The sequence below is a fragment of the Lampropedia aestuarii genome (assembly GCF_004803635.1).
In the GTDB taxonomy this organism is placed as follows: Bacteria; Pseudomonadota; Gammaproteobacteria; order Burkholderiales; family Burkholderiaceae_C; genus Lampropedia; species Lampropedia aestuarii.
The window spans coordinates 53,869-76,093 of sequence record NZ_SSWX01000005.1 but is presented as its reverse complement, the minus strand read 5'-3'; the positions used below and the strand labels follow the sequence as shown (position 1 = coordinate 76,093).

At 58.3% G+C, this 22,225-nt stretch carries 17 protein-coding genes and 3 tRNA genes; 7 read left to right on the top strand and 13 right to left on the bottom strand.

From position 1 onward, the window contains the following. Positions 1-178 precede the first annotated feature (178 nt). The 5 genes from E8K88_RS05185 to rnr all read right to left on the bottom strand — a co-directional run bounded on the left by E8K88_RS05185 (position 179) and on the right by rnr (position 9,451). A complete protein-coding gene (locus E8K88_RS05185) occupies positions 179-1,342 on the bottom strand; it encodes a Wadjet anti-phage system protein JetD domain-containing protein (protein WP_136405595.1) in 1,164 nt (387 codons plus the stop codon). Beyond that, a complete protein-coding gene (locus E8K88_RS05180) occupies positions 1,339-4,719 on the bottom strand; it encodes an ATP-binding protein (RefSeq protein ID WP_136405594.1) in 3,381 nt (1,126 codons plus the stop codon). Before E8K88_RS05180 ends, E8K88_RS05185 begins: the two co-directional genes overlap by 4 nt. 4 nt (positions 4,720-4,723) lie before the next feature. Then, entirely contained in the window at positions 4,724-5,503 is a 780-nt protein-coding gene (locus tag E8K88_RS05175; RefSeq protein ID WP_205880025.1) for a DUF4194 domain-containing protein, read from the bottom strand. After that, positions 5,503-7,002: a DUF3375 family protein gene (locus E8K88_RS05170; protein ID WP_136405593.1), complete on the bottom strand. Its 1,500-nt coding sequence runs from the start codon at positions 7,000-7,002 to the stop codon at positions 5,503-5,505. The genes E8K88_RS05175 and E8K88_RS05170 overlap by 1 nt, the downstream gene beginning before the upstream one ends. A 151-nt stretch (positions 7,003-7,153) precedes the next feature. Then, on the bottom strand, positions 7,154-9,451 hold the full coding sequence (gene rnr, locus E8K88_RS05165; protein WP_136405700.1) for a ribonuclease R: 2,298 nt from the start codon (positions 9,449-9,451) through the stop codon (positions 7,154-7,156). Positions 9,452-9,513: 62 nt separating this feature from the next. Here rnr and E8K88_RS05160 point away from each other — a divergent pair. The 7 genes from E8K88_RS05160 (at position 9,514) to galE (ending at position 14,516) form a co-directional block, all read left to right on the top strand. Further along, a tRNA-Leu gene (locus E8K88_RS05160) sits at positions 9,514-9,600 on the top strand. Between the two features lie 143 nt (positions 9,601-9,743). After that, a tRNA-Leu gene (locus tag E8K88_RS05155) sits at positions 9,744-9,830 on the top strand. A gap of 143 nt (positions 9,831-9,973) precedes the next feature. Further along, positions 9,974-10,060: transfer RNA gene (locus tag E8K88_RS05150), tRNA-Leu, on the top strand. Positions 10,061-10,245: 185 nt separating this feature from the next. Then, the gene (locus E8K88_RS05145; RefSeq protein WP_136405592.1) at positions 10,246-10,917 is read left to right on the top strand and encodes a LysE family translocator; all 672 of its coding nucleotides are present in this window, start codon (positions 10,246-10,248) and stop codon (positions 10,915-10,917) included. A 361-nt stretch (positions 10,918-11,278) separates the two neighbouring features. After that, entirely contained in the window at positions 11,279-12,007 is a 729-nt protein-coding gene (locus tag E8K88_RS05140; RefSeq protein ID WP_136405591.1) for a response regulator, read from the top strand. 41 nt (positions 12,008-12,048) lie between these two features. Then, entirely contained in the window at positions 12,049-13,314 is a 1,266-nt protein-coding gene (locus E8K88_RS05135; protein ID WP_136405590.1) for a HAMP domain-containing sensor histidine kinase, read from the top strand. 161 nt (positions 13,315-13,475) lie between these two features. Then, positions 13,476-14,516 (top strand): UDP-glucose 4-epimerase GalE, encoded by a 1,041-nt coding sequence (galE, locus tag E8K88_RS05130; RefSeq protein WP_136405589.1) that lies wholly within the window; start codon positions 13,476-13,478, stop codon positions 14,514-14,516. Positions 14,517-14,583: 67 nt separating this feature from the next. Here galE and E8K88_RS05125 read toward each other — a convergent pair whose 3' ends face one another. From E8K88_RS05125 to E8K88_RS05090, 8 genes are all read right to left on the bottom strand, one after another. Continuing rightward, positions 14,584-15,594, bottom strand: a complete 1,011-nt coding sequence (locus E8K88_RS05125; RefSeq protein WP_136405588.1) for a glycosyltransferase family 32 protein — start codon at positions 15,592-15,594, stop codon at positions 14,584-14,586. Continuing rightward, positions 15,591-16,595 (bottom strand): glycosyltransferase family 32 protein, encoded by a 1,005-nt coding sequence (locus E8K88_RS05120; protein WP_136405587.1) that lies wholly within the window; start codon positions 16,593-16,595, stop codon positions 15,591-15,593. The genes E8K88_RS05125 and E8K88_RS05120 overlap by 4 nt, the downstream gene beginning before the upstream one ends. Beyond that, a complete protein-coding gene (locus E8K88_RS05115; protein WP_136405699.1) occupies positions 16,588-17,682 on the bottom strand; it encodes a glycosyltransferase family 2 protein in 1,095 nt (364 codons plus the stop codon). The genes E8K88_RS05120 and E8K88_RS05115 overlap by 8 nt, the downstream gene beginning before the upstream one ends. 73 nt (positions 17,683-17,755) lie before the next feature. Then, positions 17,756-18,934, bottom strand: coding sequence for a glycosyltransferase family 4 protein (locus tag E8K88_RS05110; protein WP_136405586.1), 1,179 nt, complete (start codon positions 18,932-18,934; stop codon positions 17,756-17,758). 112 nt (positions 18,935-19,046) lie between these two features. After that, the gene (locus E8K88_RS05105; RefSeq protein WP_136405585.1) at positions 19,047-19,268 is read right to left on the bottom strand and encodes a zinc-finger domain-containing protein; all 222 of its coding nucleotides are present in this window, start codon (positions 19,266-19,268) and stop codon (positions 19,047-19,049) included. 111 nt (positions 19,269-19,379) lie between these two features. Beyond that, a complete protein-coding gene (locus E8K88_RS05100; RefSeq protein WP_240754339.1) occupies positions 19,380-20,678 on the bottom strand; it encodes an O-antigen ligase family protein in 1,299 nt (432 codons plus the stop codon). A gap of 65 nt (positions 20,679-20,743) precedes the next feature. Further along, positions 20,744-21,592, bottom strand: coding sequence for a glycosyltransferase family 2 protein (locus E8K88_RS05095; protein WP_136405583.1), 849 nt, complete (start codon positions 21,590-21,592; stop codon positions 20,744-20,746). A gap of 146 nt (positions 21,593-21,738) precedes the next feature. Then, entirely contained in the window at positions 21,739-22,161 is a 423-nt protein-coding gene (locus E8K88_RS05090; protein ID WP_136405582.1) for a glycerate kinase, read from the bottom strand. Positions 22,162-22,225 lie beyond the last annotated feature (64 nt).

Genomic DNA, 22,225 nt, shown 5'->3' with positions numbered 1-22,225 from the left:
GCAAGCAGGCATAGCGGCTTTCAATGGCCCGTGCCCAAGGTGCACAGCCTGCCCGGCCAACGCCCCTCAGCCCAGCGGCGGGCGTGGCGCGAGCACATGGAAAATGGTGCTCTTTCAATCCGGCAGGCAAGCGGTCGATTGCGCTGCACTCTAAGCCGCCCTAAAGCGCACCATCCAATCAACAGGAATGCAGGCCTCGCCAACGCATCAGCGCTTGACCAACGAGCCCAGGGTCCAGAAACTCTTGCTCCAAACGTCCTTTGGACCGTTGCTTGAGCCATTGGTACAAAGCTTGCTCGTCTGGCAGCAAATGGTTTGGCACATCTGGTGACTGCATTGGCTCGACCACGGCGCAATGCGCATGCGCATCAAAAACGGCTTGCTCCATTAACAAGCTTTGCAACTCTGGCAGGTGCTGCCTGGCTCGGCCCAACATGACCAGCCCCCAGGTGTCCATATCGCCCCAATAGGCCACGCGCCGACTCTTGAGCCAATGTGCTGAAAGCCAACTTACATTCAGGCCCGCACCAAGTATGGCAATGGTGTCCGACAACGGACGCGGCAGTTGGTGCAGCGCTTGTTCGTTTTCAACAACCAAGATATGCCCTGCAGGCAGTGCCCAGTCCTGCAGATCAGTGGATGCCAAACGCAGCCTTTTAAAGGGCAGCAAGCCCTCATCCAATGGCACAACCAGCAGCCAATGCTCGCGCTCCTCCAGCGCGCCTAAAAATGCCGCCAGCCCTTGGCGGGTGGCTTCGCCATCAAAACGCTGGTCGAGCAAGATTTTCAGCAGCGTTTCATGGCGTTCAAAGAACTTGGTATCGTTGCCGACCACCTGCAGCATGCGCAACGGCTTGCCAGCAGCGCAGCCGGGTGACAGCCGCATCGCCAGCTCGGCCGCCAGCATGACTTGCGCAGGCGCAAGGTCGCGCCACAAAGCCATGCGACGCAGCAGCAGCGTTCTGAATGCTGTATCCACCGCTGGCAGCACTTGTTGCAGCAGCGCGTATTCGCTGGCAACCACACTGTTCTGCGTGGCCGCAATCCAATCCGAGGGCTTGTCCAAAATCCATTGCTCGGGCAGATCCACTGGCGCGGCACCCGCGCGGTATTTCTTGCTGGCCCACTGCACGCGCCCCGGCCCCTGGCGGTCAATGCGCCGCCAGCGCTCCAAATGCTCTCTGAGCGCCGGGCTGGCCGCCGCAAAACTGGCGCTGTCAGGCGCGCCAATAGCTAGGCACACCGGCCAAGCATCAGGCCCGCCGAGCAAGCGGCTTTCACGCCAGTGCGGCTTGTGCCATTGGCGCGTCAGCTCAAGCGCCCATTGCTCGGGAGATTTCATGCTGAGCCAGACGCCTCACTGGTGGCTGCGACTGCTTGGGTATAGCGTTGCTGCAGTTTCTGACTGTAGTGGGCATCGAGCTGCTGCCAAGCAATCGAGGTCAACGTGGCCTGGCTGCCGAGGCGATGCACCAGCACGGCCGAGCGTGTGTGGTTGCGAAGCAGCCGCAGTTCTTTATTGGGCGTGACAAACAGCGCATGCAGGCCGAACTCACGCAAGGCCTGGATGATGCGGCCGGCCACGGCCTGCGAGCTTTTGGAGAAAGCCTCGTCAAGCACAATGGTGCCAAACAAAGGTCGTGCGCGGCCTTGCGGGCACAGCGCATAGCTCAGCGACGCGGTCAGCACATAGCTGGCAATGATTTCTTTCTCGCCGCCGCTGCCGCCTTGCGAGCCGGTGCGGCGCTCCAAAATTTCGTCGCTCTCCCGGTCATGCACATGTACCGAGAACTGCAGACGGTAACGCGCATCGAGCAATGCCTGCGCAGCCTTGGTGTTGCGACTGGTCGCATGCTCACGCAGCAACTCAACAATACCGCGCACCACTTGGTACAGGCTTTGCCCGCCATCGTCTCGCAGGCGCGCCGAACGCAGCTCAGCCAGTTGCGCATTGATGTCTTTCAAAACCGGTAAATTCACTTCCTGCGCATGCAGTTGCAGGTAGCGCCCGGCCTGAAAATCCACCTTTGCCATAGTCTGGTTGAGGTCATGCAGCCGGTCGCGTATTTCAGTGACCTGGCTTTGGATCGCGCTGAGCAGACGATTGACGCCCTGCTCTGACGACTGGTTCAAATAGTCTTGAAAACGCTGCTTTTTGTCTGGCAAGGCCTCCTCTTCCAATACGCGCAGCCGCTCCAGATACGCAGGGATCGCGCTGACCTCGCTGGTCTCTTCTTGCAAGGCTCCGCGGTCTTCTTTTCTGGCCTTGCCCATTTGGCTGACGATGCTGTTGTCCAAGCGGTGCAGCTTGCCTTGCTCGTCATGCAAGGCGCTGCGCTGGGTTTGAATGGCTTGGCGCTCAGACTCATCCAGTGTGTCGCAAGACAGCGGCAGGTATTGGCTAAAAAACACCTCGTCGAGCGCTTCTGCGCCTAGCGTATCCATGCTTTGCGTCTCACGTGCGCAGTAGCTGCTGCGGCGTTTTTCGGCTTGCGCAAGCCGCTCTTCCATTTTGCTTTTTTCAGCCAGGCTGGCTTTGAGCGCACCATCGATGGCACGCACCTGCTGCTCTGCCACAACCCACTGCTGCTTGGTTTTCCCGGCATGCGACTGCGGGTCTTGCAGCACCGCCAACTGGGTTTGCAAGCTGTCCAACTGCGCTTGCAATATGCTGGTATCCAGGTCGTCGAACTGCAATTGTTGCAAGCGTTGCCATAGTGTGCTGGCTGCCGCCAAGCTGGCTTGCTGACGCTCTGCTGCGAGCTTGTCCTCACGCTGCGCTTGCCACTGCGCCTGGGCTGCTTCAATGCGTTGCGCCAGGCTGTGCAAGCGATCGCGGTTGTCAAAGCCGGTCATCCAGTCGTCGCTCAGGCGCTTCTGGTCTTGCTTGTCGAAATGGCGTGCCCGGCCCGACATCAAGCCTTGCTGGGTCATCGCATGGGGCGTGTATTGCAGGGCTTCGGCACTGTCGACACAGTGCCGGTCCAGCTCGGCAAGCAAGCGCTGCACCGCAGGCGCACAAGCGTGTGCCTTGAAGTTGAGTTTGCGGCAAAATCCATCAGCCCAAAACTCCACCGCTGCTTCATTCGGCCTGGGTTCTGGCACTTCCAACAAGCGCACATGCACGCGGTTGTGGCGCTGGTTGACCCATTGCAGTGCAGCGCGCATGGCTTGCGCAGGCACCATGATGCGCAGCCGCTGGCTGCCTAGTGCCCGCTCAATCGCACCGCGCCAGTGCTGCTGCACTTTCTGCACCTCGACCAGCTCGGCCACAAATGGCAAATCCTCTGGCGCCAGCGCCAGGTGCGCGGCCAAATCGGCGCGGAACTGCTGGTCGTGCGGCGGGATATTAGAGCCTGGCCGCAGGCGAATCGCCTCCTGCTCGGCTTGCAATTGCGCCAGCGCCTGTTGGGCATTGCCAGCCAGCTGAATCGCTTGCTCCATCACTGCACGGTGGGCCTGTTGTTGTGCATCCAGCGTGGCCGATGCCTGTTGGGCCTGTTGCTGGTGCTGCTGCAAAGCCTGCGCGGTCATGGCCGCTGGCATGGACAAGGCCAAATTACTCGCCAGTTGCTGGTAGTCAGCCAATTGGCGCTTGCGTCCGGCCAGTAACAGTTGTTTATCGCGCATGCTTTCTTGCAATTGCTCGATGCTGCCGCCACCGGCCTGCAAATACAGTTGCAGCAGCACCTGCGCCTGCTTGCGGGCAGTATCCAAGGCATGTTGCTGGGCCTCAACACGCTCGTGCTGCACCTGCCACTGCGTATCCAACTCGGCTATGCGCTCGGCCCACAGCGTTTGGCCCTGGATGGCAAACCACAAAGGCAATTGCTTGACGCGTAGCAGCTGGGCGCTGATGCGCTCAGACTGCGTCTGGTAGCGCCGCGCCAGCTCACGCAAGGGCAACAGTGCCAGGTATTGGCTTTGCGCTAACTCCAGCTCGGCATGGATGAGCGCCAAGTCGTCAAAGCCGTTGGCCACTTCCAGAGCATCGCTGAAAGCAGCATGGTCATCAAGCACCAGCTCACGAAAGATGCCATCGATGCTATTGAGCTGCTTGAGGCCGGCGGCACGGTTGAGCAAGGTAAATGCATTGGGGCCGACTTCAAAATGGTTTTGCAGCTTCGCCAGATAGGCCGTTTTACTCGTCCATAGCTGCAGCCCCTCCGTTTCACGCGCGAGTTTGCTGAGCGCGCGCGCACCACCGCTGCGCCATTCCTCCAACCACAGCTCCAATGATTGCGATGGCCCCTGTGAAAAAAACCAACGCCGCTGCATGTCACTGGCCGACGAGCTGCTGCCATCAAACCAGAACAAGGCACCAATCACAACCTGCTCCGCCTCGCTTTTGACGATGCGCGCTGTGATACCCGTCACGGTCTTGCTCTGCCGGGCAATATGGGCACTGCTGCCATCCGTGCCCTGGCCGCTGACGCCACGCACATAAGAGACCAAGTCACGGTCGCTTTCATGCCCGCCGGTGGAGGCGAGGTTATAGCCTGGGCGCTCACACAGCAGCGTCATCAAGGCATCGACCACAGTGGTTTTACCACTGCCGGTCGCGCCAATGATCGCCGTATTGCCCACATCGATGCTGGCCATGTGCAGGCCCTCAAAACCGCCCCAGTTGTAGAGCGTTAACGCGTCCAGGGTATAGCTGTCGTGTGCCGGACTGGGCCCGCTCAATGGCGACGCTTGCTGCGTTGCGTGGCTTGGCATGTTGTTAGGCCTCCTGTGCCGTATCATCGCCATCGTCAGTGGACTGCCCAGCGCTAGAGGCTTGGGCGCTTAGATTTTTCAGATGCTGCAGCAAGGCCTGCAAATTCTCGGGATTGGCCAAGTGCACGATCATGGGCCGAATCCCAATATAGTCCTGCGCATCTAGCTCTGAGACCACGCCGTGCTTGCGCAGGGCTTCGAGCGCGGTCAACACGCGCTTGCGGTCTTGCATATCGCTGCCACTGCGGTCGATAAAGGTATCGAGTTGCAGCAGCAAATCGTCCACAGCCATACGCACGGCCACACCCACACCGCCTTGCTGCTCTTGCTGGATGAATTCACGCCGCAAAATGGCCAGCACCAGCGAATGTTCCAATGTCAAACGCTGGCGAAACATCAGCGGGTGCGCCCATTCGTCCTGTTCGGCATCGTCATTGAGAAAGTCCGGCAGCACGCTGGCAAACGCCAGGCCACGCAATTCATCGACCTTGGCCTCCAGGTCCAGCGGCTCCAGCAATTGGTTGATGCGCACTGTCTCGGTCGCAATGGTTTTGAACAAGCGCGGTTTAGTGCCGTGCTCCAGCCAGCCGTGTTTGAGCAATTCCTGCACCGCACGACGCAACGTCAGTGGTGTGCGCAGTAGCGGCTTTTCTAGGCTGTCCTGAGCCAATGCACCTGGCATTTCATCAAACTGCACCGATGCACCTCGCGGCTGCACCTTGTCCGCCGCTTGCGTGGCCAGTTGATCAAAAAAATCCAATCCAGTTTCAGAATCAGACGGCATTACAACTCCTCATTCATACCCACCACATCCTGCGCTGCCAAACGGGTCTTTGGCACTTGAAAGATCCAGGCCTGATCTCCATCGCTGGAGGTAATGGCTTCTCGCTCCTGCTCAGACACTTGCACGCCAGCCTGCCTGGCCATGGCCAACCACAGCGACAGGGTCTCCAGATCGTGTTCGTCCAGCGGCATTTGTTCGGCCAGTTGCGCCAGCGTCAACGGCGTATTTTGTTGCTGTAGCGTCTGCAGGGTTTGCTGCATCAGTGCCAACCGATCGAGTCCTTCAAAGGCAAGCCAAAACTCATCGGCAACCTGGTTCAAATCGGTATGCTGCGCGCCAAACAGCAACTCCAGCGGCGCGCCGTCATCGAGCGACTTGATGCGCAGCCGCTCAATCAGTGGCAGCGTGCCCAGCGCCACACCCGCAGGCGTCAGCGGTGCGGGCTGGCGGCGCAAGGCCAGGTGATTCCAGTCAAGCATGGCCGCTTGTTGCAGCACATCGTTGATGAGTTGACCCACACGGTGGTTCTCAACGGCCTGACCGCTTTTCATGAATTGGCTGACTTCGCGCTCACTGCGTGCACGTACCGCCTGCACGACCTTGGCTTCTTTGAGCAGCAGTTGCACCAGCAAGCGCAAGCCCGTGCGTTGTAAATCATCCAGTGCTTGTGTGGCTGCAGGATGCGCAAGAATCTGGATGATGCGCTGGCGCATCGCGTCGAGCTCGTTGTGGTTAGCAAGCTGCTCGTGGAAGTTTTCAAACACCCGCCCCTCTTGCGTATTCAGTAAGCTGGCATGGCCATCGAGCAGTTTGTCTACAACCTCGCCGCGATGCAGCTGCTCGCCAATGATGGCTTGGCGCAAAGTTTTATCCGCTTCACGCCATGAGTCCTCAACGCGGCGAAAATCCGCGCGCAAACCAATCGCCAAGCCATAAACCTCGCGAATGCTCTCAATGGCCTGCGCATCGCTGAGCACCGGTACATGGCCATCGCGCAGCTCCTGCATTTGCTGCTCCAATTCTTGGAGCTTGCGCTGGATGTACTGCTCGCGCTTGACTGGATCGGGGTCGAGCTGCGCGGCCAGGTTGTCAATCTCACGTTGCACAACAGCCAGGCGCGATGCCGTGGAGGTCATCATGCGTCCATCCAACTGGGCTAGAAAGCGCAAAGCAGTTTTTAGAGCATCAGTCTCAAACACACGCCCTTCGCGCTCAACAATCAGTGCACGTCGAACCCATTCGCGCAGCTCAAGGCGCGCCTGTCGGTCGATGTCTTGCGTCTCAATTTCGAAGTCGGGCTGATTGGCGTGCGCGGCCAGCACATCAGCCAACGCCTGCACAGCCTGGTCAAATGGCACACCATCGCGGCTGTACTCGAACAAAGATTCCAAGCAGCTGAGCATCAAAGGCGCCCGCCGAGATGCTAGCAGCAGCCACGCAGGGTGAGTGCGGCGAGCAGTCAGATAATTCTGCGTGCGTTGCAAAAGGATGGAGGACATGAGCACCCATTCTAGGCTTCAGTCGCCGTAGCTGTTGTGAGCTGTAGACCGCAATGCAAGCTTTAAGGTGCGCAGTGCGCACCTTAAAGCTTATTTACGATCTTAGAACCGAGCAGCGTAGCCCAGCCGCTTGTGGCACAACCAACCACGTTCAACGCTTGCGGCTTTTGCGTGCGCTGGCGTTGCGCGAGGTTTTGGCCGATGATTTCTTGGCCCCACCAGCGCGCCCGGAGCGCTCTGGCTGGAGCTCAGCACGGCGCTCTTGGCGGTTGCCTTGGCGCTCGCCAGAGCCGCTGGGGGCGGCCCCAGCGCGCTGGGCATCTGGCTTGCCATTTTTGCGCCCCGGCTTGGCTGCGCCGTTGGCAGCCCCGCCCTGTCTTGGCAGATCGTCCTGTGCAGGCACAAAGTCAATCTTGCGGGCATCCAGATCGACGCGGCTGACCTGAATGCGCATGCGTGTGCCCGCGCCATAACGCGTGCCAGTGCGCTCGCCGCGCAATTCCTGGCGTGCCTCGTCAAAACGGAAATATTCGCCGCCCAGCTCGGTGATGTGGATCAGCCCTTCCACATACATCGCATCCAGAGTGACGAACAAACCAAATGTGGTGACTGAGGTGACGGTGCCGGTAAACACTTCGCCCAAATGGCCGCGCATGTACTGGCATTTCAGCCAGGATTCGACATCGCGACTGGCTTCGTCGGCACGGCGCTCGTTGGCGCTGCAGTGCAGTCCCGCAGCTTCCCAAGCTTGCATTTCTTCAAAGTTCGACGGCGCTGCCGCTTTGCCGCGCTTCTTGCCTGTCTCTGCGGGTGCAGCGATCGCACGCTGCGGCGGTGCCACTTTGGCAGCGAGCTTTTTGCGAAAGGGGTCCGTCGACGCGTTGGCCAACGGAATATTGGGCAGTGTGTAATGGCCGCCCGTCAAAATGGCTTTGATGACGCGGTGCACCAGCAAATCCGGGTAGCGCCGAATCGGGCTGGTGAAGTGGGTGTAAGCCTCAAACGCCAGACCAAAGTGACCGCTGTTGTGCGGCGTATAGATCGCCTGCTGCATTGAGCGCAGCAGCATCGTGTGGATTTGCTGTGCATCGGAGCGGTCTTTGGTCGCCTCGGCAATCGCCTGGAAGTCTTCGGGCTTGGGGTCATCGCCAATCGTCATGCCAATGCCCAAGGCCTTCAAATACGCCCGCAAGACATTTTGCCGCTCAGGGGTTGGCCCTTCATGCACGCGGAAGATGCCAATGTGTTTGCTGTTCTGAATAAAGTCGGCTGCGCAAACGTTGGCCGCCAGCATGGCCTCCTCAATCAAGCGGTGGGCTTCGTTGCGGGTACGCGGCACGATTTGCGCAATGCGCCCGCTGTCGTCGCAAAGAATTTGCGTCTCGGTGGTCTCAAAGTCGACCGCGCCGCGCAATTTGCGTGCAGCCAGCAAGGCTTGGTAGACCGCGTTCAAGTGCATGAACTCGGGCAGCAGGCTGTCGTACTGCTGCGCCAGTGGGCCTCGGGTATTGGCCAGGATGTCCGCGACCTGGGTGTAGGTCATGCGGGCGTGGCTGTGCATCACCGCCGGATAAAACTGGTAGGCATGCACCTCGCCTTTGGCATTGACCAGCATGTCGCAGACCATACACAAACGGTCTACGCCCGGGTTGAGCGAGCACAAGCCGTTGGAGAGTTTCTCAGGCAGCATCGGGATGACACGGCGCGGGAAATAAATGCTGGTGGCGCGCTCAAACGCATCGACATCAATCGCCTCGCCCGATTTCACGTAGTGGCTGACATCGGCAATCGCCACCAATAAGCGCCAGCCTTTGCCTCGCCCTACTTTGGCGGGCTCGCAATAGACGGCATCGTCAAAATCGCGCGCGTCTTCGCCATCAATCGTCACCAGTGGCACATCGCGCAAATCAATGCGTCCTTTGCGCTCTGCGGGACGCACCTGCACGGGCAGTTTGGCTGCAGCTTTCTGACACGCCTCAGAGAAGGTGTGCGGCACATCGTATTTGCGCACCGCAATGTCAATCTCCATGCCGGCATCGTCAGCCTCGCCCAGGACTTCGATGATGCGGCCCACCGACTGGCCATGCAGGCTGGGGGGTTCGGTCAATTCGACCACCACGACCTGGCCCATTGTGGCATGTGCAACTGCCGCCTCAGGCACGATGATGTCTTGGCCGTAACGTCGGTCTTCAGGCGCGACCAGCCAAGTACCACTCTCTTGCAGCAGTCTGCCAATGATGGTTTTGGTGGGGCGCTCCAATATGTCCAGCACATGGCCTTCAGGGCGGCCTTTGCGATCCATGCGCACCACGCGCACGCTGACCCGATCGCGGTGCACCAGATGGCGCATTTCTTCTGGGGGGAGGTAGATGTCGTCGCCGCCCTCATCAGGGATGACAAATCCATGTCCTTCACGTCGGCCTTGTACAACGCCAACTATTTCTTGCATCAAATGTGATTTATTCAAAACAGATCCGTTTTTTGGATTACAATTGCTGTCTTTCCTGAAGTGCCCAGGTGGCGAAATTGGTAGACGCACTAGCTTCAGGTGCTAGCGGGGGCAACTCCGTGGAGGTTCGAGTCCTCTCCTGGGCACCAAGTTTAACGACAAAAGTCACTCTCTTGAGTGGCTTTTTTGTTTTTCGGCGGCGAAGAATATTTTTAAAAATATTTTGATGCCAAATGCAGTAAATGCTTTAAAAGCTGCAAATTCTCAGATAGAATTGCGTCTTTCCTGAAGTGCCCAGGTGGCGAAATTGGTAGACGCACTAGCTTCAGGTGCTAGCGGGGGCAACTCCGTGGAGGTTCGAGTCCTCTCCTGGGCACCAAGTTTAACGACAAAAGTCACTCTCTTGAGTGGCTTTTTTGTTTTTCGGCGGCGAAGAATATTTTTAAAAATATTTTGATGCCAAATGCAGTAAATGCTTTAAAAGCTGCAAATTCTCAGATAGAATTGCGTCTTTCCTGAAGTGCCCAGGTGGCGAAATTGGTAGACGCACTAGCTTCAGGTGCTAGCGGGGGCAACTCCGTGGAGGTTCGAGTCCTCTCCTGGGCACCACACATTCTCAAAAGCCGTTGCTATGCAACGGCTTTTTGTTTGCCTGGATTGTGATGTGTACCGCGCGCCTGCAGCCCCAGGCCATGCAATGCCTGCATACAGGTGATGCATCAAAGCCGCACTGCCTCGTGATATACAAGCAAGTGCTACAAGAGCAAGAGTCGGTTTTCCACTAGGAGTTGGCTATGCAATGGCATGTCTGGTTCACTTTTTTTATTGCGGCATGGGTGATTGCGATCTCGCCAGGCTCCGGCGCGGTGCTGTCAATGAGCCATGGCCTGAGCTACGGCTGGAAGCGCTCCAGTGCCACGGTGCTGGGCTTGCAGTTGGGCCTGGTGCTCGTGCTGGTAGTGGCTGGTGCCGGTGTTGGCTCGCTGCTGATCGCCTCGGAGATGGCTTTTTTGGCCGTCAAGGTCGTAGGCGCCTTGTATTTGATGTATTTGGGCATCAAGCAATGCCTGCAAAAGCCCTCTTCCGAGCAAGCAATTGAGACCTCTGAGGCGGCACTCACGGCGGACCCCAATGCCAGTAAACGCGGCGGCACGCTCAATTGGAAGCAGCGTGTGCTGACTGGTTTCTTCACCAACGCCACCAACCCCAAAGGCATTTTGTTCATGGTGGCGGTGCTGCCGCAGTTCATCGACCCGAACCGCTCCTTGCTGCTGCAATTGCTGATCCTGGGCGTGACCATGTGCGCCGTCGACACGGTGGTGATGAATGGCTATGCCGCCAGCGCCAGTCTGCTCAGCCGCTGGCTCAAAAGCTACAAGGCGCAACTGTGGCAAAACCGCATTTTTGGCGGCTTATTGGTCGCCATTGGCGCTGGATTGCTCACCGTCAAACGCGTGCAGGCCTGATACCCCCAACTGGCCTACACATCGCAGTCCTCACATGGGCTGCGCTCTAGAGCACCACACTGCTGCCTGACAGCAACCAAGGCCGTTGGCAAGCGCGGCACATTCCCGCGCTATTGATGAGCCGCTTCTGCAGCACGTTAGACCAAGCGAACGGCAGTGTTGCTTTTCGGACTACAGCGCAGATCCCGCCTACTTTACAAAGTGTTTACAAAGACGACAAACTAAAGCGCTGCTTATGCAGTGACATTGCATGGTTATTGCTCGCAAGCACATGGCAATCGCGCCCAGCTTGCCGAAAAAATTGGTCTTTCGTTTGTTTTCAGGCCCTGATTGGCAGGGCCGCATATGGGGCTTTTTGTTTATGAATACATCCATCTTGATGATTGAGGACGATGTGCGTCTGGCGCAGATGGTGTCTGAATATCTTGCGCAATCGGGCTTCGCTGTCACGCATGCGCCGGATGCGCGCGCAGGTCTTGAACGTCTCAGCCCTAACGCGGCCCAGCCTGCAGCCGAGTTGGTGGTGTTGGACTTGATGCTGCCTGACATGGATGGCCTGGATGTTTGCCGCCAAATTCGCACCATGCCAGCCCCCATCGCCTCACTGCCGATCCTTATGCTGACCGCCAAAGGCGATCCGATGGACCGCGTGATTGGCCTGGAGATTGGCGCAGACGACTACTTGCCCAAGCCGTTTGAGCCACGTGAGCTATTGGCTCGCATCCGTGCTTTATTGCGCCGTCAAAATACCGGTGCTGTGGCGGCTGATACCCAAGCGCATGATGTGATGCGCTTTGGCTCTTTGGAGATCGACCGCAGCGCCCGCGTTGTCACGGTCGCAGGGCAAGCCGCCGATTTGACATCCTACCAATTTGACTTGCTGGTGACACTGGCCGAGCGGGCTGGGCGGGTTCTGACACGCGACCAGATCATGGAAGCCGTGCGTGGCCGTGAGCTCGAAGCCTTTGACCGCTCAATCGATGTGCATATGGGCCGCATTCGCGCCGCCATTGAGAGCGATATCAAAAACCCACGCCGCATCCTTACCGTGCGCGGTGTGGGCTATGTGTTTGCCAAGCAGCAGGACTGAGGCTTTGGCCCCCTTGCCCATCCATTTTTTCAAATTCCAGCATGGCTTTTAGCAACCCCTTCTCCAAACGCATGTACCTGCGCATCTGGCTCGCAGTCGTAGTGTGTGTGGCCGTCTTGATGCTGGCTGTTGGCTGGGGTTGGAGTGTGGCCGAAGAGAGCAATGAGCGCGTACGTGTTGAAGTCCCCAGAGAGGTGGTGATTACACGCCTGGATCAGCCAGGAGCACCAGTAGTGCGGGGCATGTCCACCTTTGCCGCATCCAAAGAGCCCGGTTTTGCGATCAGAATTCGCACCGATGATGGCCAGGAGTTGCTCGCCAGATTTGCCCCCAGACCGAACAGGCCCTCGCCACGATCAAGGCATGATGAGGGCTGGATTTTTCTGCTGCTTCAGCCCCCATTTGGGTATTTATGGCTGTTGGGGCTGGTGTCGCTGGCCGTCATCATTGGCGTCTTTCCAATCATTCGCCACCTGATGAAGCGCCTAGAGAATCTGCGCCTTGGTGTGCAGCGCTTTGGCGAGGGCGATTTGTCAGTGCGTATCCCCGACAAAGGGCACGATGAAGTGGCCGAGTTGGCTGGCCAATTCAACGCGGCAGCTGAGCGCATCGAGACGTTGGTGCGCTCACACAAAGCCCTGCTGGCCAATGCCTCGCATGAGTTGCGCTCCCCATTGGCACGCATCCGCATGGGTTTGGAGTTGTCTGAAAATGGCCAACCATCGCCGGTTGCACGGCAAGAGATCCAGCGCAACATTGCCGAGTTAGACCAATTGATCGATGAGATTTTGCTGGCAAGCCGCCTGGACTTGGCCGAGGACACGCCCATTGTCTTGGAAATGATCGATCTGATTGGCTTGTGTGCCGAGGAGTCTGCGCGCATTGGCGCCGAACTCGATATCGCCATGCCAGGCGATGGCCAAGCGCAGCAAGTGCCTGATATGGAAGTCTACGGCGAAGCCAAACTGCTGCGCCGCGCCATTCGCAATTTGCTGGAGAATGCAGACCGCTACAGCCAAGGCCCCATTGACTTATTGCTGCAGCCCAACCAGCGCGCAATTGAGGTGCGCGTCAGTGACCGCGGCCCCGGCGTTCCGCATGCACTGCGTGAGCGGATTTTCGAGCCGTTTTACCGCGCCCCCGGCGCCAGCGAACGCTCTGGCGGCGTGGGCCTTGGCTTGTCGCTGGTCAAAACGATCGCGCTGCGCCATGGCGGCAGCGTCCATTGCGAGGCACGCGAAGGCGGTGGTGCGGTGTTCGTGCTCAGCTTGCCAAAAGCGGCGGAGACACTCAGCCAGCAGTCATAAGAACGTAGTTATGCATAGCCTTAGCGCAAGCCCATTGGGTGCTTGCGTGCATGCGGCAATTGCCAGGCAGGCGGCATGTGCGTGCGCCCATCAGGCACAATGCCACCAGCAGTGCACCAGGCCCAGCCTGTTGCAGCCCCTTTTTTCTTCTGGCTTTTTCTATGCATATTCTTGTGACTGGCGGCGCCGGCTATATTGGCGCGCACACCGTGGTGGAACTTCTGCAAGCGGGCCACCAGGTGCACGTCGTCGACAATCTGTGCAATAGCAGCGCACAGGCCCTGACCCGCATTGCCAGCATCTGCGGTACAACAGCAGGATTTACCCAAGCCGATATCCGCGATACCGCCACCATCACAGCCTTGCTGCAAACGCATGCCATCGATGCGGTCATCCATTTTGCGGGCCTCAAAGCCGTGGGAGAGAGCGTGCAGCAGGCGCTGCGTTACTATGACAACAATGTCGCAGGCAGTCTGAGTCTGCTCAAAGCCATGGATGCCGCGCAGGTGCGCAGTTTGGTCTTTAGCTCCTCGGCCACAGTGTACGGTCCATTGGCACCTGTCCCGTACCAAGAGCGCATGCCGCTGGGCATCGCCTCAAATCCGTATGGCTCCAGCAAAATCATGGTCGAACAGTGCCTGGCCGATCTGTGCGCGGCCGATGCGCGCTGGTCAGTCGCGGCCCTGCGCTATTTCAATCCAATTGGGGCCCACCCCAGTGGCTTGATTGGCGAAGACCCACAGGGGATTCCCAACAATTTGCTGCCCTTCATCACACAAGTGGCCGTGGGCCGCAGAAGCCATTTATCGATTTTTGGCGATGATTACGACACACCCGACGGCACTTGCTTGCGCGACTATTTGCATGTGGTCGATTTGGCCAAAGGCCACTTGGCTGCCTTGGCCAAACTGGCTGAATTGGCAGCAAGCGCCTCGACTGCGGGCAGTGGCCTCAAAGCCTGGAACTTGGGCACAGGGCGCGGTAGTTCGGTACTGGAGATCGTGCGGGCATTTGAGCAGGTCAACGGCATCACCATCCCCTACCAAATGGCACCGCGGCGCAGCGGCGACCTGCCGGCCTTTTGGGCCGATGCCAGCCTGGCTGCGCAGGAGCTGCAATGGCATGCCGAGCTGCCACTGGAGGCCATGGTCCGTGATGCCTGGCACTGGCAGTCCAACAATCCGCAAGGCTACGGCAGTTAAAAGCTGGGCTGCACACGCACCAGCACACGCCCAGCCCAGTGCCTAGGTGTTTAGTACCTGGTATGGCTTAGACGCGCCGGTCTGAAGGTTTTGGCTGCGCCAAAAAGCGCTCAACCAAACTGCCTTCGCGGTAATGTTTTTTCACCAGCCATGCATTGAGCTTGGTGCGCTCGCCGCCTCGCAGCTTGACCAGCGGTGGCCACACACTGGCATCGCCAGGCGTCCAGAGCAGTTTGGCAAACAAGGGCCTGCGCTTCCAGCCCGACTGCACGTGCAGCCAGTATGCCGTGTCCTCGGCACGCAGCAAGCACAAGCGCATGGCCGCATCGCCGCTGGACTGGCTTTGCAGCACATCTTGCGCAACCACATGGATGGTGTGGTAGCTGGGGTCGCCAATTTTCTGCGTCAAGGCCTCATAGCGCCCTTGCTGCTGCAATTGCGCCAGGTAATCTGCGGTCTCGCCAGTGATCGCTGCAGCTTCAAAGCGCTCAAGCCACTGGCGAATAAAAACGCTGCCTGGCAGCGCAGCCAGAAACCAGCTCTCCACCACTGGAAAAGCCGCCCGCGTGGTATAGCCTTCCAGGTAAAAGCCGACAAATTCGGCCTGCTCTTCGCGGCGCTCTCGCTCCACCCAGTCCAACGGCTGGGTCAAGATGATCGAGGCATCCAGCCACATGCCGCCATAGCGGTGCAGCAAGGCCAGTCGAATCCAGTCGGTCTGTTTGGCAATATTCAGGCGGCCCAATGATTCGGGCACGTTGGGCAAAAACTCAGCCACATTGCCCGGATGCAACACATGCACTTGGTAGCCGGGATTCAAACGCTGCCAACCGGCAATACAGCGCTGCACCACGTAAGGTGGCGTGGCTGCATGCCAATAGGTCCAGATCGTGCGCGGTATGGCGGGCTCGGCAGGCCATTGCGCATCGCCCAACACCACTTCCTGGGCTTTAGGCAGGGTTTGCAAACGGCTCTTGCGCATCAGCCACAACACCCCGGCCAGTGCGGCAAGCACCAAGACCAGCAGCAGCACCAGCACTACCCAGAAAACTCCACTCCACACTGTTTGCTCACTCATCGTGCCTCCTTGACCTGATCAGTCCCAGTCTGGGTCATCAAAAAGGTGCCAGCGATGCTGTCAGGCAAATACAAGCCACGCGCTATGTAGTCGTCCAGCCGCTTGCGATCAGGACCGCGCAACTTGATCAAAGGCACCACCGCGCCGCGCACAGGCATGAAAAACAGCTTGCGCTTGAGGGCGGCCCGATTCCATTTGGCTTGCACATGGTAGAGAAATGCACTTTGCTCGGCCTGCCACAAATCCAAACGGTAGGCGGCCTGGCCACTTTGCAAGACACGCTGCATCGTCACGTGAATAGCCAAATACAAAGGGCTGTCGATGCCTTGCACTGTGCGTTCGTAAATGCCTTGGGCCTTGAGCGCATCGACATAGATCTGTGCATCTTGCTCAATCACCTCACGCGTGAACTCTTGCTGTACATCCGCAATGAAAGCACTGCCGGCAGGCGCTGCCATGAACCAGCTCTCGACCACTGGAAACTGTGGCAAATGGGTAAAGCGCTGCAGATAAAAACCCACAAAATCACTGCCTGTGGCTGCTTGTTGCTGCACGACCCAATCGAGCGGCTGGGTCAAAATCGTGCTCGCATCCAACCAGAAGCCGCCATGCACACGCAGCAACTCCAGCCGCAACCAATCCGAGCGTTTTTGCACCGTCACACCTGCCAGCGCATCGGGCCACTGCGAGGCATGCTGGTGCACGCTATCGTCATTGAGAATTTCAATGCGCCAATCTGGGTGCAAGCGCCGCCAGCCATCAATACAGCGCTGCACCACCAGCGGCAAATCGCGACTATTCCAATACGCCCAGATGATACGCGGAATGGGCCCTGCCGTAGACGGTGTTGGCGGCTGGCCAAACACGTACTGCTGCGCAGCCGCCTGCTGGTAAGCGGGCAGTGCGGATGGAAACCATTGGCCCCAGGTCTTGACGGCGCCAGCCAGCACAAACTCTAAACGGGTGCGCAAGCCCAAACGGGATATAGGTGAATCAGCCATGGAGATGCTTGGTAGGCAGGCCCGACAGCGCTGAGCGGGCACGCCAATAGCGCGCCCACCAACCACGTTGCAGATACTGCTGCAGCAATTGCGCAGCAGTCAAAGGGCTGTTGTTTAGAAACGATTGCGCCAGCGCTACCTGAAGCGCTGCGGCACCTTCGGCGTGGCTGCGCATCAGAGCGCGCATGGCGCCCAAATAATTGCGGGCGACCAAATGGGCAATTGCAAAATGCACGGCAGGCGTGGCCAAAGATGGCTCGATCTGCGCTTGGCGCTGGTACAGCTGCGCAAAAGCATCCAATGCAGTACCTAAATCCAAGCCCTTCTGGCGGTTCATGCTGGCCAAAATACTGCCCGCACGCTGGCGATAGGCAACCCAAACCTCAGGCACATAGATAAAGCTGTGCACACGCAGCAGCAAGCAAGGCATGGTGGCCATGTCCTCAAAGGCCACGCCCACCGGAAAGCGCAAAGCCGGCTGGTCTGCGCTGGCCTGCCACAGCACCCGTTTGGAAATTTTCGACCATGCGTGCATTTGCCCGCTCAAAAACAGCCCCTCAAGTAAGGCGGCGCGGTCACTCACCAAGCCCATGCGGCCTGCAGCGGCGACAGGCGCGTGACGCAAGGCCTTGGGCACATCGAAACTAGCGCGGTGACGCTCACCGCGCAAACGGTGTTTGAGTTTTTCTTTGGCACGCCAGAGGCGAAAATCGCACAAAACCAGATCGGGCTGTTCATGCTGCACCACCCGCTGCAGCGCAGCGATTGCGCCAGGCTCCAGGCAGTCGTCCGAGTCTAAAAACCACAGGTATTGGCCGCGGGCATGCTCAATCAGCGTATTTCTGGCGGCACTCAGGCCTTGGTTGTGCGTGTGCGCAATCACTTGAATGGTGTCTGGCCACTGCTGGCACAACTGCTGGGCGAGCTGGGCAGAACCATCGGTGCTGGCATCATTGAGCAGCAACACTTCTATCTGAGCGGCTGCAGTTCCCTGTAGCTGCTGCACCTGCTGCATCACCGATTCCACACACTCGCGCAAATACGCCTCAACGTTGTAGACCGGCACCAGCACACTCAACCAAGGCACCGCGTGCCGCAAGGGCTGCTGGGCTGGTTGCGCGTCAGTGTCATGCAATGCGTAGAAGGATTCTGTCATCGATTCAGAATGGCTCGAATACTGCACCAGCCGGAGGCTCTGCACAAGGCATGCCCAGCAAGTTGGCAAACTCGCGCTCATAGGTCGCAGCCATTTGCTCAAAGCTGTAATGGTTCACTGCGTCGCTGCGCCCTTGCGTAGCCCATTGCTGTGCGGCGGGCGTGTCTTGCAAGGCACGCTGCAAAGCATCGGCCAAAGCCACTGCATTCTGCGGTGCCACCAACAAGCCATTGCGCCCATGCTCAATCACTTCCTGGATACCAGGCACCTGGCTGCCAACCACCACGCAACCGGCCGCCATGCCTTCAATCAAGGACAAGGGCATGCCTTCATAGCGGCTCGACAGCACACACACCTGGTTGCGCATCAACAAGCCTGGCACGCCGGGATGAAAGCCCATCAAGTGGACTTGCTCGCTCAGGCCCAAACTCTCGCTCAAACGCTCTGCGCGTTTGCGCAAATGGGCGCTGCCTCCACCTGGTAACCACAGCGGTGGTGTCAAACCACGGCTTTTCAAAATCGCCAGGGCTTCAATCAGTGTTTGGTGGTCTTTTTGATTGGCAAAACGCGCTGCCATCACAATGCCCGGCTCGCGCTCAGCCAAGGCAACGCCACCACCTAGCGCATAAGGTGCAAGCCGAATGCCATTGGAGATGGCGATGGTCTTTTCGGGCGGAAAGCCCAGCGCCAACAAACTGGCCTTGACCCCTTGCGAGCAACCAATGATGCGGTCGGTGCGCTGCGCCAACCACAGCGACTGCTTCAAGCGCCACCAGGTGTAGCGCTCGCGGCTGTTGTGCTCAACATGCACCAAGTGCTTAACCCCGGCCCACAAGCCTGCATATCGGCCCCAAATATGGTCACTGAAGCCATGTGCGACCAGGATATCAGGCTGCCACTGCAGGCACAATTGACGCAATTGCCACACAGTGGCCATATGCGGCCAATGCGTGACCACCTCAACATGCACGCCTTGCGCACTCAGCGCATGCACGCGTTGCATATCGGTTTGGGGTTTGCGACGCAGCACCAGCATGGCGTCAAACTCACCGCTTAACGCGTGCGCTTGCACCAAATCCAATGCAACCTGGGTGGCTCCAGAAAAGCCGCCAGTGACAAAATGCATGACCTTGGGTCGGCGAGGCTGCGCGCCAATCGGCAGGGTTGCCGCAGCATCTGCCATTACATCCCCCCCACCCATTGGCAGCGTGCACGCGCAAGCCAGCACCCGATGAATGGGTTGGCCTGGGTCATACAGCACACTGCGCTCGTCACGGCATTCCTGTCAGATGCCGTCAATGGCCGCGAAACACTTCGCCTGCGCGCAAATGGTAAGCGTTGCCGCAATAAGGGCAGCGCGCACTGCCGGTCTGAGCCACATCCAAAAAGACTCGGGGATGGGTGTCCCACAGCTTCATACCTGCTTTAGGGCTAGGGCAGAATACGCCGCCATTTTCATTGAGGTCTTTGGCCAGCAGCTCGATACTGGAAGGGGTGGACGTGGTTGCGTTGCTCATAATGTCATCAATAGTAAGGTCACTCAAACAGATCGGCCCCAAAGGATAACTCCAGCAAGCAAGCTTGTGAGGACAATCGGCCCATTGGCGAGATTGTAGAGGCCTATTGGTTCAGTCTGGGCGCCTTGTCTCTAAACCGTGCAATGCAGCCCAAAAAAGCACCAACATGAACAAATAACTCATCGTGCCGCTATTGTGCGCAAAAAAGACTTGGCTGAAACCAAACGTGATGTACATCAGGACAATAGCAGATCCGCACAAGCGCAGCCAGAGCACAGCGCTGGCTGCCTGGTCGGCAGTGGCCGCAGGCATTGGCTGCAAGTGCTGCCGTACACGCCTCATGCGCGCAGCCGAAGGCCAAAACAAAGCCAGCGGGATCGCATAGAACAGCAGCAGCATGGCCACGCCCAGACTGCCGCGCTTGGCCCACATATCCAGCACTTCATTGTGCGCATGGTCATAGTAAGTGGTCGAGACATCAAATAGCCCCGCATCCACCAAACGCGCTTTCTCTTGTTTGTAGCCAGCATCGCCCCAACCCAGCAGCGGCTTCTCCTGCCCCAAATACCAGGCCAGTCGCCAGTGCTCCAAGCGATGGCCAATTGACGAGCTGGCCTCACCCTGGCTTTGGTAGGCCGCCACCTCCGAGCCCATCAAATCAATGCGCTGCTTGATCGTTGCCGTATTGCTCAGCAAAGGCAGGGCCACCAGCAAGGCCATGGCAGCCAACATCCCAAGCAACTGGCGCTGGTGTGTGGCGCGGCACTCGCGCAGCACGGGCCAGCACAGCAGAGGCAACCACAGCAAAGCCAGCCAGCCACCGCGCGAGAGCGACAACACTGAGGCCTGCAGAGCCAACAGCACAGCAATCGCATACAGGCCCATCCAGCCCCAGCTGAAAGCGCGCACATGGCACATCAGCGCCAATGCCAGCATGGCGGCCAGCAGCAAGGCCAAATTGCCAAACTGGATGGCATTGGTATAGCCTGAGGCGCGATCCAGCCCCTGACCATAAACTTGCCACAAAGCAATCAGACCTGCACCAAGACAGCCGACCAGTAAGCCGCTGCGCAGCGCTTTGTAGGAAGGCGGGTAAGCGACGGCAAACAACAAGCATGGCAGCGCCAGCGCATATTTAGAGAATTTGTCCCAGCGCGCCGAACTGCCCTGGCCATCACTTTGCAGTACCCAGACCAGGCCCATCGCCAAGATGGTGGCTGCCAGTACCAACGTGTCGCGGTCAGGTCTGTGACGTGGCCAGCGGTGCAAACTCGCCAAGCTGGCCAGCAATAAAACCACAGCCCCCCATGAGTAGCCTGACGGCAGCCACAAGGCCAGCGCAGGCAGCATGAAGGCGGCGGTATTGCTCAGCGTGTTCCAGCACAGCGGCACGCCATGCCACTCACGCACCACAGACCTTGGCGCCAGAGCGTCAGCTGAAGAAAGAGAATTGAGCGGCATAGAACGAGCGTGTGTTAGCCGACACGGCGCTGAACGTCGTCGCTGAGCTGTTCGTAGTCATAACGCAGTGCGGCATAACGGAAAAAACTCTCCAAGGCTTTGAACAGGCAGTACAAAAAGCCTGCGCCGCCGCCCAGAAAGCCCAAACGCATGAAGTAATACCGGAAAAAGGCCATGCTGCCAGCGGCCAGACCGCGCAGCACACCACCGCGCTTGCCCTGGGCCTTGCGTTTGGTCGCGCCCAGCATTGCGTACTGCACCATTTTCGCCATCGAGGTGCTGACATCCGGGTTGGTGTAATGCACCAACAAGGTCTGAATGTCGTGGCGCGCCACCTCGCACTCGCGCAGCACTGCTTCTTCGTGAACCACGCCTTCAAAACGCTCGATCAAGCGCCTTGGAAAGAGCCGCTCCACACGCGTGCGCGACATGCTGGCTGGCAAGACACGCCCAAAAGCGACCAACTGCCAGCGAATGCGCCAAATGCTTTTCTGGTCATTGGCGGCCACAATGCGCAATATTTCATCGCGAAAATCGGGCGTGATAACCTCGTCGGCATCGAGAAAAAAGACAAAATCACCCGTGGAATGCGTGAGCAAATGGTTGCGCTGAACCGCAAAACCGCGCCACTCCGGGTAGATAAACACCTGCGCGCCCTTGGCACGGGCAATTTCAACGGTTTTATCGGAACTGCCAGCATCCACCACCACCACCTCATCAGCAAACGAAGCGCTGTCAATGCACTGGGCAATCCAGCGCTCTTCATTGAACGCCAAAATCGCCACAGTCAGGCGCGGCGCTGCCGCACTGGCGCCGTGCGCAGGCTCAGGCGCTGTTTGAGGGTGTTCGAAAGAAGAAGGCACGCGAAGGAATGCTTATGAATGTAGTGAAGGCCGTACTCTAATGCACGCCAACAGGATCGGGTTGACGCATCAATAAAAATGGTAAACCGATGGTGCAAACGGGCAATTATCCACCTCTGGGCATGGCAAGTTACATATTTCTGGCGTTAGCTGTTAGATTGTGTTGCTTCCGTGCTCTCTGGACGGCCCATCTGCCACTGCTTGAGCTTGCCGTCGACAAAAATCGCATCAACCCATGCGCCGCCCGGATCGGTCCAACGATGGCAAACTTCGCGGGCATTCAAGTCACCTTGGGGTTCACTGATTGAGCGCGTCATCTGCACAACTTGCAACAAACTCATGCCTTCTTTGAGGCGGGAATTGATCATGACTGCGCTTGAAATGAGGCCTTTGGGAGCGGTCGATGCGGCTTTGAGCACCTTCATCACACGCGTCAAATACAGCAACACCACAAATACAATGGCACCGAGCACCAGCATAAAGCCGCCCCAGCCACGGTTGGAGTAGCCCACCATCAGCAAAGCCACGGCAACGACCAGCGACAACAAAATTTTGATATTGGATTGCATGGGGTCCTATTCTATCGGCGCGCTCATGCAGTGCATGCAGCAAATACTTTAATTCGCAACGCAG